Source organism: Pseudomonas sp. KBS0710 (assembly GCF_005938045.2).
In the GTDB taxonomy this organism is placed as follows: Bacteria; Pseudomonadota; Gammaproteobacteria; order Pseudomonadales; family Pseudomonadaceae; genus Aquipseudomonas.
The window spans coordinates 1,356,183-1,371,250 of record NZ_VCCF02000001.1 but is presented as its reverse complement, the minus strand read 5'-3'; the positions used below and the strand labels follow the sequence as shown (position 1 = coordinate 1,371,250).

Here is a 15,068-nt window from a genome sequence, read left to right as displayed (position 1 = left end):
GATACTGCCCAACGAGCCTTCACCGCTCGCGGTCTTGAGGGCAACACGCTGCTACGGATAGTCCAACGTAAAAGTCGAGGTCACCGTGTACGCACCGTGCCCAATGGTTTGATCGCGGATAGCCGTCGGCTCGCCTTTCACGTAAGCCTTGAGTTCGATCACATTGCTGCCATCGCTTAATACCTGTTCATCGCTGACGGCATTCAAGGGCAATGGCTTATCGCTTAATGTCTCGATACCGACGCCAATCCCCGAGGCGCCACTGCCACCGTCCAGCGCGAGCAAACCCGGAAGTTCGCCATTTTCGGTACCGCCGAAGGTGATGGTCACGGTGTTGCCAATGCTGGTGTCACACTCCTCAAGGTGCAGTTGGAAGCGCTTGCCGACGGTTCGCGTGTTGATATAGAGGTGCTTGCTGGTGACATCCCAGAGTTCCAGCGTGATGGCCTCATCGCCTGGGCGGATGGTGCAGGCCTCCTCCACCAGGTTGCCCTTGAACACCAGGTTGTCCGCGCCCTGCCCCACAGGAATCAGGCCGAAGGTGAGCAGCAGCGCCAGCCCGCCCTTATGCAAAATTTGGTCTCGCATCGACTCAGCTCCTACTGGTATTCAGCCAACAATGTGGCCACGGCCGTGAACCGCGCGGGGGTTAATGTGGCGCCTGGCTGTTGCACGGGCACCACCTCCAATGTCGGCGGTGACGACAGGATGATGTCCAGCGGCGTATTGAGTGGAAATGGCAGGTTATTCTGGAACACCCGAATGCCCAGCGCCGGTACGCTGGTCTGCACCGCTGCACCGTCAAACGAGGTGGCTGTACCGTTGACGCTCAATTTGAGCTCCCAGGGCAATGTGTCGGTGCCACAGTTGATGGCATAGCCGACGCCCCGGCGGTATTTCACACCGTCGACGCGTTTTACCCCCACATCGCCAAAATCCACCTCAATGGTGTTGCCGCTGTCGATCGTGCACGGCGGCGGTTCATTCAGCGTACCGCTGAAGGTCAGGTTGGCCGACGCACCACTGCAAAGGCCGATGGAACACAAGGTGAGCAACACGCGTTGCTGCCAAAATGTCATTGAGCATTCCTCGTCATTGGTAATCGACCACCAGGGTTGCGGCGGCATCAAATGCACCGCCGGTCAGCTTGCTGCCCACGCGTTTGACGGGCACCGCCTGTACTGCCGGGAAGTTGGGATAGGTAAAATTCACCGCCGTATTCAACGGCCAGTCAGCGCCATTCACGAACAGCTTGACCCCAAGGTCGGCCTTGCGGGTCGACAGCACGCGGCTGTCGAACCCGGCGCCGGTGCCTTTGAGTTCCAGGGTCAGGGCGTTGCTGAACGGGGAATCACAGGTGACGGTATAGGGCACGTCACGACGGTAATTGACCCCGTCTACCCGTGACGTCTGCAGGTCGTTGCCAAACGGCACATCCAGGGTTGTGCCACTGTTAATCACGCAAGGCGGCGGCGCGATGATGACCGCGCGGATGGTCAGGCTGGTATCAGCCTGCACACCTTGGCTGGCCGCCCACAGCAAGCCGCCACCGATAAGAATGGCCCACAGGCCGAATGATTTAGCCATCGCTCTGCCCTTACTCATAGTTGAGCCTGAATTGCACCACGGCCTTGAATGCCCCGCTGGTCAACGGCGCCGAGGTGCGCGTAGGTCGAACACGCCAGGTCTGGGTGTTGCGGCCTACGGGCAAAAACAAGGGTTGGCCCCTTGAGCCCAGCTGTACGTCGCGGCCCAAGGCGTCGGTCAATTGCAGGCCCATCCCGGTGATGCCTTGCACTTTGACCAGCCGTGGGTCATCGGCATCGGCCGGCGCATCAAAGGTTACCGACAGCACCGGTTGGTAAGCACTCCATGTCAGGTTTCCCGTGCGTTCGTTGCGCACTCGGCCGGCAGTGCGCAGGCAATCGGTAAACCGCAGCTGGAATGCCTTGGCCGTCGCCTGGTCGCCGGGCCGTTGCAACTGGTTGGTCGACACGGCGTCCAGTTCAACCGTTTGGTGCAGTGAGGTCATATCCAGGCTGCAAGGCGACTCATGCATAGAGCCGAGCACATTCAACATCCCACTCATTCCTTCGATATCTTCGTCGTCCTCGGCGGCGTGAACGCCCGCCGCCAAGACCCATAACAGGCCGCCCAAGACCTTCACACGTTGCGACTTCATGATGTTCTCCAGCAGCTGGCATTACTCAATTAGGCGATGAGGCCTGCACGTTCACGTTGCACGTGTCACCCGTGCAGGTGAACGCCAGGAGCGGGCGCCCGCCGTAGTCATTCACATAGGCCAGGTAAGGCGCCGTACCCAGCGCCTTGGCAGAGGGGCCCAAGGTCAAGCCCTCCTTGGGCGGGATCATCAGGGGCGCAAAGCCCTCCACGGTTTTGCCCTCCTTGCTGCTGCGCGCGTCCACCAGGGTCACGTAGTAAGGCGTCGGGTTGTTGACCCGGTATTGGTCACCTTGGCGGGTCAGGGTGAGTTTCTGCTGCCAGGGGTTGGAGAGGTCCTGCTGGCTCGGCGTAATGGCTTGCGGCCGGTAGAACAATTTGATGCGGGTCTGCAAGGCAATTTGCAGGGTGTTGGACTTGTCGCTGCGGGGCGGAATTTCCCGCAGGTTGAAGTAGTAGACCGTCTCCCGGTCCTGCGGCAGCGACTTGGCCGCCGGCAGCGCCTGGACTTTCACTTGGCTTTGTTTGCCAGGCTCCAAGCGTTGAACCGGCGGCAGCACGATCAACGGCGAGGTGATTTTTTGACCCGCCTCGTCCTCGATCCAGCCCTGGGCCAGATACGGCAACTGGGTATTGTTGTTGGTGATATTCACGCTGGTGGCGTCTTTGCCGCCATCAAAAATCACGCGGGTACGGTCCAGGCCGACGGCGGCGTTGGCGCTCTGGCTCAGGGCCAGGACCAGCAGAGCCAAGGCCTGGGAGGTGAGTCGTGTGTTGGGCATCATGAGGATGTGTTCTCCGTATCAGTGGGCTTGCCGGTCAGTACGGCGGGTTCAGCCAAGGGTGGGTCTGTGGCTACCACCTGGCAGTGCAGTTGCAGGGCGTCGGTCAACCCATCCGCAGGCAACGTGGCAGGCAGCGTGAGCAGGCAGCGTTCGTCACCGCCCCAACTGACGACCATCTGTTCCCCGGCACGAATACCGCTGAGGTAGACATTGCCGCCGTCATTCACAATCCCGGTGTCCTGTTGCTTGAGGTTCTTCACCGTGGCGCCAAAGGGCGGCGAACTGCCATCCGGCAGGCGCAGAATCGCCATGGCTTTTTCACCGGCAATCACGCTCAACGAGCGATAACCAATCGCCCCTTCGGTGAGCGTCAACTGCGTGACCGATTGCGTGGCTTCGACCGTGCTCGGCAAGCGCTCCAGATCCACGCTGGCTGCCGTACGCTGATAGCTGCTGATATCGGAAATAACCGCTTTGCCGAAGGCATTGCTGCGGGTCGGCGAGCCGTAACCGCGCACCGGCACGTCGGGTACACCACCGGTATCGAGCATCAGGCGCGTGCCGCCGGTGCTGGTGGTACGGTGCAAGGCCGCGCCATATTGCGTGAGCGTGCCACCGCCACGCGCCGACACATCAAGGCGGCTGTAGCCGCCCTCTTGAGTGCTGGCACTGACGTTGATATCGGCCTGGTCGCCTGTATGGCTCAAGTAACCACTGGCGGACGAATCGCTGGCACTGAGCTGATAACTGTTGCGTTCATCGAGACGATCGCTGTAGCGCGTCGTAAAGCTGTTCTTGCCGGCGGTCCGGTCGGCGTCCATCGACAATGTGCCGGTGCGCCCCAGGGGCAGGCTGACGGTAACGGCCATGCCGTTGTCTTTGTAGTTGTAGTCCTCGGTGCGGTACATGTTCAGAGACAGGCTCATGTTCTTGACCGTGCCCACATTGAAGTAGCGCGACAGCGACAGGTTCCAGCGCTGCGTGTCTGGCCGATCCCAATAGGTTTGCTTGTTGTAGCTGGCGTAGACAGTGGCGCCCAGGTCGCGAAACTGCTTGTTGACCGTGACCGTATACAGCGCCTTGCTGCCACCAATCGGCTTCCACCCTTCACTGGGGTCGCGATAATCGCCCCGCCCGCCGAGTTCCCCGTTCAAGCCGTAATACCGGGCGTCCAGGTATTCGCTCATGCTCAAGAAGTTTTTCTCGGAAAACCGGTAACCGGCGAAGGTCACTTGGCTGTCGTACTCTTCAAAGTTCTTGGAATACTGAAGGCGATAGGATTTGCCCGAGAGCGTCTCGCGCCAGACCTCGGCGCGCGACTGCGTCACATCCAGCGAGACGGCACCGAACGACAGTAAGTCCCGGCCAGCCCCGACCGATAACGCCCGATAGTTGTTATCGCTCATGCCGCCGCCGAACAACGACCAGCCATTGCTGATGCCCCAGGAAAACTCGCCGGTACCAAAAACGTTGCCATCGGAGCCGTTCTGAAGATTGGACGGTCGGCCAGTCGCCAGCTTGTAGCGAACCTGCCCTGGGCGCGTCAGGTAAGGAACACCCGCAGTGTCCATCTGAAAGCTGTGCACCGAACCATCCTGTTCTTCCACCCGCACATCCAGCTTGCCCGTTACCGCGTCCTGCAGATCCTGGATGCGATAGGGCCCGGCTGCGACCAGGGTTTCATAGAGCACGCGCCCCTGCTGGCTGATGATGACCTTGGCGTTGGTCTTGGCCACCCCGACCACTTCCGGCGCGTAGCCACGCAAGTTGGGTGGCAACTGGCTTTCATCCGAGTTGAGCGCGGCACCGGTGAAGCGGAAGCTGTCAAACAGGTCCGAATACAGGTAGTTCTCGCCCACCACCAAACGTGCCTTCAGCGCAGGGATGGCGCGGTACGCGTAGTAGCGGCTCCACTCAAGCCTTTGCGGCCCGGCCGCTTCCTGCGGGCCACGTTCGACGCGCCCCTGCCAGTCGGCCCGCAAGCGCCAGGCGCCAGCGTTAGCCCCAACGGTGCCGTTACCACTGAGGTTATTGCGGTTGCCATCGCCGCGTTGATAGTTGGACTGCGCCGTGAGGCTATAGTCGACCAGCAACCCCGGTACACCTTCATCCCATCGCGAAGGCGGGTCCCAGTTAATGGCGTTGTACTCCAGGTACGCCTGGGGCAAGTTGATACTCAGCGTGGAGGTGGCCAGATCACCACTGACTTCCATGCCTGGCAAACTTTGAATATCCAGACACTCGCCGCCCTTCCACCATGCCAGCTTGTCGGCCTCGGAGACTTTCAGGCTCAACTGTTCTACCAGGCTGCGCGACAAACACGCCTGACTGCCTTTGGGATCTTTATCCGGTGGGTAGAACGCCACTGCCTGTTCAGGAATAGGCTGGCCATTGACTTGCACGACCATCGTGTAAGTACCCGGCAAAATAAAACCGCTGCGCGCAAATTGAGACAAGTCAATATTGCTGCGGTCCATCAGGTCGAGCACATCCGTATTAAACTCGACATCGCCGGCGCCCAGTGCTGTTCCTGCCAGAGACATCAACCCGCCAAACAGGCTAGGGCGCAGCGTATTTTTGAACTTCGCTGTATTCAACATGAACGCCTGTCCATCACTATTCAAAAGTATTCCAACTTGAACCGCACTGCCGCGGTGTGAGCACCCACGACCAGCGGCAGTCCATTACCGACCAGATAGAACCTGTAGTTGAGGGTCATATCGCCCACCGATAGAGGCGTGGGTGACATTCGCTGCCCGGGAATACTCTCTTCGCCGGCAGCGTCAATGATGTGCAGCGCAACCCCCTGCGAGGCACCCGACACCGCGAAGGAAAGCCCGGCCCGGTCGGTTGCGCCGTCAAACGTCACCCGCATGTGCTCCCAGTCAGGCAGGGTTGCCCCTGGGCGCGACGGGTCCGGGCGAGTCAGCGTGCAATTGACCAGGCGCAACTGGAAGGGATGGTCTTCGCCGCGCGTGTTGCGTAGCAGCCGGCCAACCGGCTCCGGTGGCATTTCGATGGTCTGATCGATACTGCTCAGTTCCAGCCCACAGGCTGAGTCAACGACTTCTCCTCCGAGCAGGACGACGCCATCACCTTGCGAAGTCGCCTGGGCAAATACGCAAGGACCGATGAATGTCGTCAATGAAGAGGCGAATGCGAGGCGTATGAATGTATTCACCTGGATCTCCCGTCAGCGTCCCCCCGCCACACAGGGTGGCGGGGAGCAAAACTTACTGATAAGCCAAGGTGAAGTTGGTGACGGCGCTGAAATCGCCCGGGATGATAGGGTCGGTGGCGGCGCCTTGTACGTAGGCACCGAACTCCAGGGTGTTATTACCGGCGGCGATGGCCTGCGGAGTAGTGGGTGTGCCCAGTTCGATCAGGTCGCCGCCGTGGGTCATCATGATGCCCACGCCGCCTGCACCGCCGACCGTACCGATCGCGCCAGGGACCGCGCTGGAAGGCGCGCCGGTAAAGGTTGTGGTCACGGTGTTATCGGTCAGGCCGGACAGGTCGCAGCCTTCAAGCTCGATCAGCACACGACGGGCTTCAGACTTGCCGCCCGACTCCAGTTGGTGTTTGGCAATCGCACCCAGGCGAACGGTCTGATCCACAGAGTCAGGCTTGATAGAGCAAGCACCCGAGTGCACCGACCCCAGAAACGTGACGGTTCCGTCTGCTGCCTGCGCAACAGAGATCGAGCCGGCCAACAGACCGATAGACAACAGCGCAGCTTTCATTTTGGTTTTCATTAACAGATTCCCACTTAATTACCAGGTGTCTTTAAAGAAGCTCTGCCACAGGTCGGTGCAGGGCTGATTAAACGAGCGGTTATAACCCGTGCTGTTGAGGCGATGATTCCTGAACTGTTTTTCCAACTAGTTGTATTGCTATTCAGGAAATCTCTCAACGCAGGGCAATTCTCCACCTCACACTTTGGTAAGTAAGCCGTCCATTTCCCTTAACTAAGTAGCCTGGAGATATCACGACGCGCGGGAAAAGTATGGCCTTTTGCCAAAACTTTAAAATCGACTGAAGGAATTAGCCTACATGCAGATTAATGAGAATAATTCAGCACCACTGGCCTCTGTAGGACCAGGATTACATGCATTGGAAAGTACCAGTCATTATTGGGTCATGCCCACTAATTAACTAAAGCAAAGTGCAACAGGGTTATGACTGAACTGCAGACGTACACAGGGGGAGCATGCTCCCCCTGTGTAGTGATCGAGTACGAACTGTTGGTTGACTAACGCACCGCCTCAAACAACCCGGTGGCGCCCATGCCACCGCCCACGCACATGGTGACGATGCCGTAGCGCAGGTTACGTCGCTGCAGCTCACGCACCAGGTGCCCGACCTGCCGCGACCCGGTCATGCCGAACGGGTGGCCAATGGAGATCGAGCCGCCGTTGACGTTGTATTTGGCATTGTCGATTTGCAGGCGATTGCGGGCATAGAGGCACTGCGAGGCAAACGCCTCGTTAAGCTCCCACAGGTCGATATCCGCCACCTGCAAGCCCTTGGCCTTGAGCAGTTTTGGCACTGAGAACACCGGGCCGATGCCCATTTCGTCCGGCTCGCAACCGGCCACGGTAAAACCACGGAAAAACGCCTTGGGCGTGAGCCCCAGTTGCAGGGCTTTTTCCAGGCTCATCACCAGAGTCATCGAAGCGCCATCGGACAACTGCGAGGAGTTGCCCGCTGTCACCGAACCGTCTTCGGCAAACACCGGTTTAAGGCCATTGAGGCTGGCCAGTGTGGTGTCCGGGCGGTTGCAGTCGTCGCGGTCGACCACGCCATCGAGCACCTGCACCTCGCCGGTATGCTTGTCTTCGACCTTGTACTGGACCGCCATCGGCACGATTTCATCGTTGAACAAGCCGTCGGCCTGGGCCTGGGCGGTACGCTGCTGGCTTTGCAGGGCGTACAGGTCCTGGTCTTCTCGGCTGACGTTATAGCGGCGCGCGACGATCTCGGCAGTCTGGCCCATGGGGAAGTAGATGCCCGGCACCTGCTCTTTAAGCAAAGGGTTGATCAGGTTGTCGGTGTTGACGCTTTTCATGGTCAGGCTGATGGACTCGACGCCACCGGCAACGATGATGTCGCTGCAGCCCGAGGCAATCTGGTTGGCCGCGATCGCAATTGCCTGCAAGCCCGAGGAACAGAACCGGTTGAGGGTCATGCCCGCTGTCCCGGTGCCCAATTGCGAGAGCACCGCCACGTTACGCCCGATGTTGTAGCCCTGGGCGCCTTCGTTGGAGCCGGCGCCGACAATGCAATCCTCGACCGTCGCCGGGTCGATACCATTACGGGTCAGCAACGCGTTGACGCAATGGGCCGCCATGTCATCCGGGCGCGTCTGGTTGAACTTGCCACGAAAGGACTTGGCCAGGCCGGTTCGCACGCTGTCGACGATCACTACTTCACGCATGGGCTACCTCGATCTTGTGGTTGGGAGATGGACCGAGCATAGAGCCGGGCCTGCCCAACCGCGACGATCATTCACCTGGCATATGCAAAAGCATGGAGACTGATGACGAACACAGTTAGGGTGGCGAGCGAGCTTGCTCGCCACAAAACCTGCCGCCGCTATTTCTTTTTCTTTTTATCGTGCTTGTCGGTCTTGTCGAACGCCTCTTCCAGCGCGCGGTTGATGGTGCGCAGCACTTTTACCCGCGCCCAGCGCTTGTCATTGGCTTCCACCAGGGTCCAGGGCGACACTTCGGTGCTGGTACGGTCGACCATGTCGCCGACGGCGGCCCGGTAGTCGTCCCACTTGTCGCGGTTGCGCCAGTCGTCTTCGGTGATCTTGAAGCGCTTGAAGGGGATTTCTTCGCGGGCCTGGAAGCGTTCCAACTGCGTGTCTTTGTCGATGGCCAGCCAGAACTTGACCACGATCACGCCCGCATCGCGCAGTTGCTCTTCGAAGTCATTGATCTCGCCATAGGCGCGCATCCAGTCCGCGGGGGTGCAGAAGCCTTCGATGCGCTCCACCAACACGCGGCCGTACCAGGAGCGGTCGAACACGGTGAACATGCCGCGTGCCGGAATCTTCTGCCAGAACCGCCATAGATACGGCTGGGCGCGCTCGTCTTCGCTCGGTGCGGCAATCGGCACGATATGGTACTGGCGCGGGTCCAGCGCCGCGGCCACGCGGCGGATCGCCCCGCCCTTGCCCGCCGCATCGTTGCCTTCAAACACGGTGATCAATGCGTGCTTGCGCATGCGCTTGTCGCGCATCAAGCCGGAGAAGCGCGCCTGCTCGGTAATCAGCTGTTCTTCGTAATCGTCTTTTTCCAGGCGCAGGGTCAGGTCGAGGCTGTCGAGCAGGCTCTTCTTGTCCACCGAGGCGATCAACGGCGCCGGGTTCATGCCGCTGGCCTTGCCTTTGGGCAGTTTCAGGGCGTTTTGCAGGCTTTCGAGCAGGATCTTGCCCACCGTGAGGCTGCGGTAATGCGCATCCACGCCTTCGATCACATGCCACGGCGCGTAGTCGCGGCTGGTACGGCGCAGGATGCGCTCGCCAAAATGCACAAACTTGTCGTAGGTCTCGGACTGCTGCCAGTCCAGCGGGCTGATGCGCCAGCTGTGCAGCGGGTCGTCGGCCAGCGCCTTGAGCCGCGCCTTCATCTGCTTTTTGGACAGGTGGAACCAGAACTTGAAGATCAGCGCGCCTTCATCGCAGAGCATCTTTTCCAGGCGCTCGGCACCGGCGATGGCCTGGTCCAGGCGCGCGTCCTTGATCTGGCCATGCACACGGCTTTGCAGCATCTGGCTGTACCAGTTGCCGAAAAAGATGCCCATGCGGCCTTTGGCTGGCAGCTGACGCCAATAGCGCCACGCCGGGGGGCGTGCCAGTTCTTCGTCGGTCTGCTGGTCGAAGGTGCGCACCTCGATCAGACGCGGGTCCATCCACTCGTTGAGCAGCTTGACGGTTTCGCCCTTGCCCGCGCCCTCGACGCCGTTGATCAGGATGATCACCGGGAAGCGCTTCTGCTGTTGCAGCTCGTACTGCACTTCCAGCAAAGCTTCACGCAGGGCCGGCACTTCGGCGTCATAGGTGTCTTTGTCGATGGCGTGACCGATTTCGGCGGATTCGAACATGGGCAGCTCCATTTGAAGATGGCTCAAGACTAGCGGATTGGGCACCTCGACAGTCAAGGAATTCCAACACGCTTGCCGTGGATCAATCACCGGCCGGATGCCTAGTCCCCGGGAACATGGCAAATACCCAATTCCTGCTGCCTCAACATCTGCTGGGTGAGGCGCTCTACCACTTCGATAATTGCCTGCCGGCGCGGCAAACGCAGGGCCTCCATTTGCTTGAGGTACTCTGCGTCGGTGAGGTTCTGGCTGTTCTCAAAAAGTGCTTGCTGCTGCGTATCAAAGGGCCCGGTCGCCGACTGGAACTCAGCGGAAAATTGCTGTTTGAGGTGGGTTTTCCAGAACGCTAACTGTGAAATAAAACGCAAGAACGTGGGGGACAGCTCTGCCGTGCGCACTTGGGATTGCGCCACCTCCAGACTGTCGCGGGTCACATTGGCAAATTCTCCATATTGGATGTGCTTGGGCTGCCCCGGCAACTGCAGGATCCTGGCCAACCCGACCCGGAATGCGAGGCTGACTTCCAGCGGGTCTACAGACGCGTTTTCGATTGCGTAGGTGGCCGCAATTTTCTCCAGCTCACTGAGGCGAAACAAACCTCGGCCCAAGTTCAGCAGCGCCCCGGAGTGGCCCTGTACACGAGCAGCTTGCTGCGTGGCCTTTTCGACCTCCTTCAAAACCTCCATCTGACTGAAAATCTGCGCGGCATCATCTGCGCAATTTGCCGGATGTGCTGCCAGTTGGAAAACCTGCTCGCGCAGATCGACACTGTCGTGGGTGGACTGCAACACATCCCAGACCCGCTGGGTCATATCCTCGCGCACATGATGACTGTCGGCAGTACCGGACAGTTCAGCCAGCAAGTGAAACAACGGCGTCGATTCCGGGTCATCCCGAAGGTTAGCCCAAACGATAGACTTGTGGGCCTCTCGGGCCGCTACCGCGTCCGGCAACCACAATGCCCTGGCCTTCAGCTCGGTCATGCGTGGCTGATCGTCCTCTACATAGCCCATGCCAATACCCACTTCATCGCGGTAACGCGTAAGTGCCGTTACCGTCGTGCTGGAGAGCGGGTTACCGCCCAGGTCAATCGACTGGCTGAAACTACGCGGCGCCGTAAATAACCACTCAGGCAATATAGTTATCAAGTTATTACGCAGGTCCACTTGCTCCAGGTGGGCCAAGCGCGCAAGCCCAGCAGGTAAATCGACGATTTTGGTGTCCTGCAGCAACAGGGTATGCAAGTCACGCATCCGGCTGACATCCACCAGTTTATCCAGCGGGTTGTAGCTCAGGTCCAGCAGGCGCAACGTATTCAGGTCTGCCAGTTTGAGCCGGGTGTATTCGGTGAGCGCAAGACGATTGCGGGGCATCGACAAACGTTCCAGATCGAGCATCCGTGAGATGACTTCCGGCAAACGGGTCAGGCGGTTACGATCCAGTTTCAGGTGCTGCACACCTTTAAAGCACTTCATAAAATAAGCGACGTCATCGTCCAATCGCATGTTCCTGAGTGATAACTGCCGAACATGGTCGAATCGAATGTCGGCAGGCAATACCGGCAATGATCCAACGCGCATGCCGTCCAGATTCAAGCTGGCAACGGACGTCTGGTACTCATTCAGCGCAAAGCTTTGACGCCGCCAACACGCTTCAATGCGCTCTGCCACTTGCTCGCGGCTATAACGAATATCACTCAGGCCCGGCTGCGTTTCCATACCCTTGATATCGGTCTTCCAGTGCTTGAGCAGCGCTCGCAAATGGCCGAGTTCTGCCTTCAAACGCTTTACTGCCTTGGCCCTGGCCAGGTGGTCAGCCCCCAACGTCATCAGTAGCGAAGACACTTGAGCGTCACTGAACAACGGGTACAAACGCTTGACCTTACGCACCAGCGCGCGCGGATGAACCAACGGCCCGGTCGGTAAATCGGCCATCTCACAGGGGGCCGCCTCCAGCGCGGGCTCGCTGACCTGGCTGGAAAAAGCCTCGGCTGCCAGCTCCCGCTCGCCTTTGGCCTGCGAGGAACTCATGTAGCGCAATCGCCAGACGTTACTGGCGTCTTTCAGAGGCAACCCCATTGCCACGCGCTGGCTCTGCATCAGCGCTGCATCGATCGCCTCGAACAAGCCATCCGGCCCGGCATAAGGCCCACCGAGACTGCGGCCATTGTCGCTGAACGCTTCAAACCCTGCGTTCGACCTGACCACTACCCGCCGCACGCCAGCGTCTTTAAGCGCGCCCAAGGCCAACAAGTCGCCCTGTGGCGAGTCCTGGCGCAACTCCAGCCGCAGCTCTGCGCCCCAGCCCACCACGCGCGGCATTGTCCGAACCGCGATGAGCGCGGTATCCAGGCTGGCCAACTCTGGCTGCTCAAACCCCATCAAGGCACGGTCCAGGCGTTGCGCCTCAAGCGCACGTTGCACTGACTCGGCCAACACCATGGGAATCCGTTGGTTATCGCGCAGGGACTCACGCTGCACGGTGGTTGTTTCGGCCATCAATTCGCGCATCAGCGTGCAGGGCAATTGCGGGTAGGTGCGCCTGAGCAACGCCCATTCCGGCGGTACGGGCCCGTCATAGGCCTGATACAACTGCTCAAACAGCGGCTTGCGATCAGCCTTCAGATGCGCGAGCAACTGACGCGCCAGCACGCTGTGCTCCTGATCGACTGCTACACCCTCCCCCAGCAGGCCAGTCTTTTGTGCCTCATCCAGCCCGGACAACAGCACATCAAACACTTTTCCCGTACTGAGCATCGGCTCGGTGAGCGTCAATCGCAGGCCTGCATTGTTGTAGGGCCCGCTGGCGGGGTAACGAGCTTTGACACTGCCCTGTGCATCCAGCACCTCAAAATAGCGCCCCGCGGGCCACCCTTGTAACAGGGGCAAAGCGTGCATCTGCAAGATCGAGTTTTCAACATTGGGCGATGCACCGCTTTCCAGCTGCCAGCTCAAATCGCGAATGGACTGATCGAGCCTGAAACGTTCGTACAGATCGCGAAAGCGTGCGGGAAAAGGCAAACATTCCTGGGCCTGATAGACGCCCCAATCATCGGGTTTATCCAGGATGGCCTTGATCTGCAGAAGTTTCCTCGCCGGGAGCGAGGAACCGGGCCCGGTCGGTTTCAAGCGTGAAAAGAGATACTCCGGGCTTTCCCACTCGTCGGGCCTCTCAAACGCAAAACGCCAGCTACCTTCACCGTTATGCAGCAATTGCGGGCGATAAGCCGTCTGCCGCACCGAGTGGCTGGCCCGCCACTGATCCAGCTTCGCGTCGTACGCAACCCGGTGGATGCGGTCATTGACCTTGACATACGAATGCCCCTCGACTTTGTAGACTCCCGACGCATCGCCAGCCTCGTCGTCGCCAAGGCGCTGATCATGGACGTATTGCGTGATATCCGGACGCCACAACCGCTGGCTGCCGGCAGCGGGGTTAATCACCTCGAATTTACGAAAAAAACCATTCAGATTAAGGCCGGTACGCTGCATTGCCGAACCGACAACCTTGCTCCCTGCCGCGAACAACACCATCGATGTGATGTTTTGCGCGATCACTGCCAACTGCTGGAACGCCTCTTCCTTATCGCCACGGCGCCAGTCTTCAATGCCCTCATAGAGTTCGCCGAGCATCTGGCCCACCGCCACGGAGGTCATCAATAACCCCAGCTCCGGGACGACAAACCCTGCGAGGTTGAGCACTGTCAAACCGGCGTCCAGATACGCTTGCAAGCGCTGCGCACGGACTTCCTCATCGACGTCGGCCACCGGCACCGCCAGGGTCCGCGCATCGACTTGCAGCTTTGCGGCGAAAGTGTCGAAAAAGTGTCGCGCCAGGTTGACCGTAATGGGGTTGGCGTCCAGTGCCCCCAGGGTCTGGGCTTGATCGAAACGGCTGAAAAATCCGACTCGGTCGGCCTGGCTCAGGTATCGGGTAAAAAAGACACGATACGCAGCATTCCCGAGCTTGCGCTTGAGGTAGACCTGAAAGTCATCGAGCGAGGCGTATTCAAAGAATGGCCGCTCCGGTTCATTGGGCATATACACCACACAAGGCTCTTGCGGGTATTGCGCAATCGGGCGAGCGGAGAACACCAGGATGCTCCACAGGCAAGCACCCTGTGTATTGAGCCCTTGCCAAATCACCGGGCGGCCTTGAAACAGCAGCCCTGCGGCCTTAACTTCGGAGGGGGCCAGTTTGCGCTCCAGCAATGTACACAGCATCTCGTAGGTGCCTTGGGCAATATCGCCGCGCATAAAGGCAATGTGGGCGTCGACTTTTACATCCAGGACTTTCATCCGGCCAATATCGGTCGCCACCACATTGAGGTAGGGCTTATCACTGGTGTCCAGCTTGAACACGTCACTGATGTGCTGCTGATACAAACGGCCAAGGTCCAGGGCACGACACCCCTGGGCAAACTCGAGGGGTGTAATGCCAATGACCTCACGAGCGGCGGACCCCGACCGCAACAGCGACCCGACAGGAAAGTACTGTGCACGGGCTTCATCCTCTGAAAAGTTCTGCATCGCCACATGCAGCAGGCTGTCCTGCACCAGCCTCACCGTCTTCACATACTTCAATGGCAAGACTTCTTTCTCGTACTCGTTGATCGCACGAATAAACAAATCTTTTTTGGGGTCCACAACCCGTTGCCATCGTGTGGTGCAGTATTGCTTGAGCCGCTCGCTGCAAAACTCATCCAGCGCCTGCAATGGCTTCAATCGTTCGGCGACAGCTGCCTGGGCATCGGCAACCTGTATGGCATCTTTCGCCAATGCATCCAGCACCCCCGCCGGCGCATTGACCATCCAGCCCGGCAGCTGCTTTTGCAGCACCTGGGCTTTATCCAGATCGCCGGTCATTTCCAGCAAGGCCGCTTGCAGCTGGCTCTGGGTCAACTGGCTCAGCTTGTTGTTCAAATCATCCTGGGTACGCATCAGCAATATCCTTTACTGCCTATAAATCAAGGAATGACGATACCGCAGCAAT

At 59.3% G+C, this 15,068-nt stretch carries 11 protein-coding genes; all 11 read right to left on the bottom strand.

The annotated features are described in order from the left end of the window. Positions 1 to 51: 51 nt before the first annotated feature. The 11 genes from FFI16_RS06410 to FFI16_RS06360 all read right to left on the bottom strand — a co-directional run bounded on the left by FFI16_RS06410 (position 52) and on the right by FFI16_RS06360 (position 15,016). Positions 52 to 588 (bottom strand): fimbrial protein, encoded by a 537-nt coding sequence (locus FFI16_RS06410; protein WP_138814571.1) that lies wholly within the window; start codon positions 586 to 588, stop codon positions 52 to 54. An 11-nt stretch (positions 589 to 599) separates the two neighbouring features. Then, entirely contained in the window at positions 600 to 1,079 is a 480-nt protein-coding gene (locus FFI16_RS06405; RefSeq protein WP_138814570.1) for a fimbrial protein, read from the bottom strand. Positions 1,080 to 1,092: 13 nt separating this feature from the next. Next, positions 1,093 to 1,587 (bottom strand): fimbrial protein, encoded by a 495-nt coding sequence (locus FFI16_RS06400; RefSeq protein WP_138814569.1) that lies wholly within the window; start codon positions 1,585 to 1,587, stop codon positions 1,093 to 1,095. A 10-nt stretch (positions 1,588 to 1,597) separates the two neighbouring features. Beyond that, the gene (locus FFI16_RS06395; RefSeq protein ID WP_138814568.1) at positions 1,598 to 2,182 is read right to left on the bottom strand and encodes a fimbrial protein; all 585 of its coding nucleotides are present in this window, start codon (positions 2,180 to 2,182) and stop codon (positions 1,598 to 1,600) included. Positions 2,183 to 2,207: 25 nt separating this feature from the next. Continuing rightward, positions 2,208 to 2,966: a fimbria/pilus periplasmic chaperone gene (locus tag FFI16_RS06390; RefSeq protein ID WP_138814567.1), complete on the bottom strand. Its 759-nt coding sequence runs from the start codon at positions 2,964 to 2,966 to the stop codon at positions 2,208 to 2,210. Then, entirely contained in the window at positions 2,963 to 5,566 is a 2,604-nt protein-coding gene (locus FFI16_RS06385; protein ID WP_178112639.1) for an outer membrane usher protein, read from the bottom strand. The genes FFI16_RS06390 and FFI16_RS06385 overlap by 4 nt, the downstream gene beginning before the upstream one ends. 20 nt (positions 5,567 to 5,586) lie before the next feature. Beyond that, on the bottom strand, positions 5,587 to 6,147 hold the full coding sequence (locus FFI16_RS06380) for a fimbrial protein (protein ID WP_138814566.1): 561 nt from the start codon (positions 6,145 to 6,147) through the stop codon (positions 5,587 to 5,589). A 52-nt stretch (positions 6,148 to 6,199) separates the two neighbouring features. Then, on the bottom strand, positions 6,200 to 6,721 hold the full coding sequence (locus tag FFI16_RS06375) for a fimbrial protein (RefSeq protein ID WP_138814565.1): 522 nt from the start codon (positions 6,719 to 6,721) through the stop codon (positions 6,200 to 6,202). A gap of 497 nt (positions 6,722 to 7,218) precedes the next feature. Beyond that, a complete protein-coding gene (locus FFI16_RS06370) occupies positions 7,219 to 8,403 on the bottom strand; it encodes a thiolase family protein (RefSeq protein ID WP_138814564.1) in 1,185 nt (394 codons plus the stop codon). Positions 8,404 to 8,561: 158 nt separating this feature from the next. Beyond that, positions 8,562 to 10,076: a polyphosphate:AMP phosphotransferase gene (gene pap, locus FFI16_RS06365; RefSeq protein ID WP_138814563.1), complete on the bottom strand. Its 1,515-nt coding sequence runs from the start codon at positions 10,074 to 10,076 to the stop codon at positions 8,562 to 8,564. Between the two features lie 101 nt (positions 10,077 to 10,177). Further along, on the bottom strand, positions 10,178 to 15,016 hold the full coding sequence (locus FFI16_RS06360) for an NEL-type E3 ubiquitin ligase domain-containing protein (RefSeq protein WP_138814562.1): 4,839 nt from the start codon (positions 15,014 to 15,016) through the stop codon (positions 10,178 to 10,180). Positions 15,017 to 15,068: the final 52 nt, after the last annotated feature.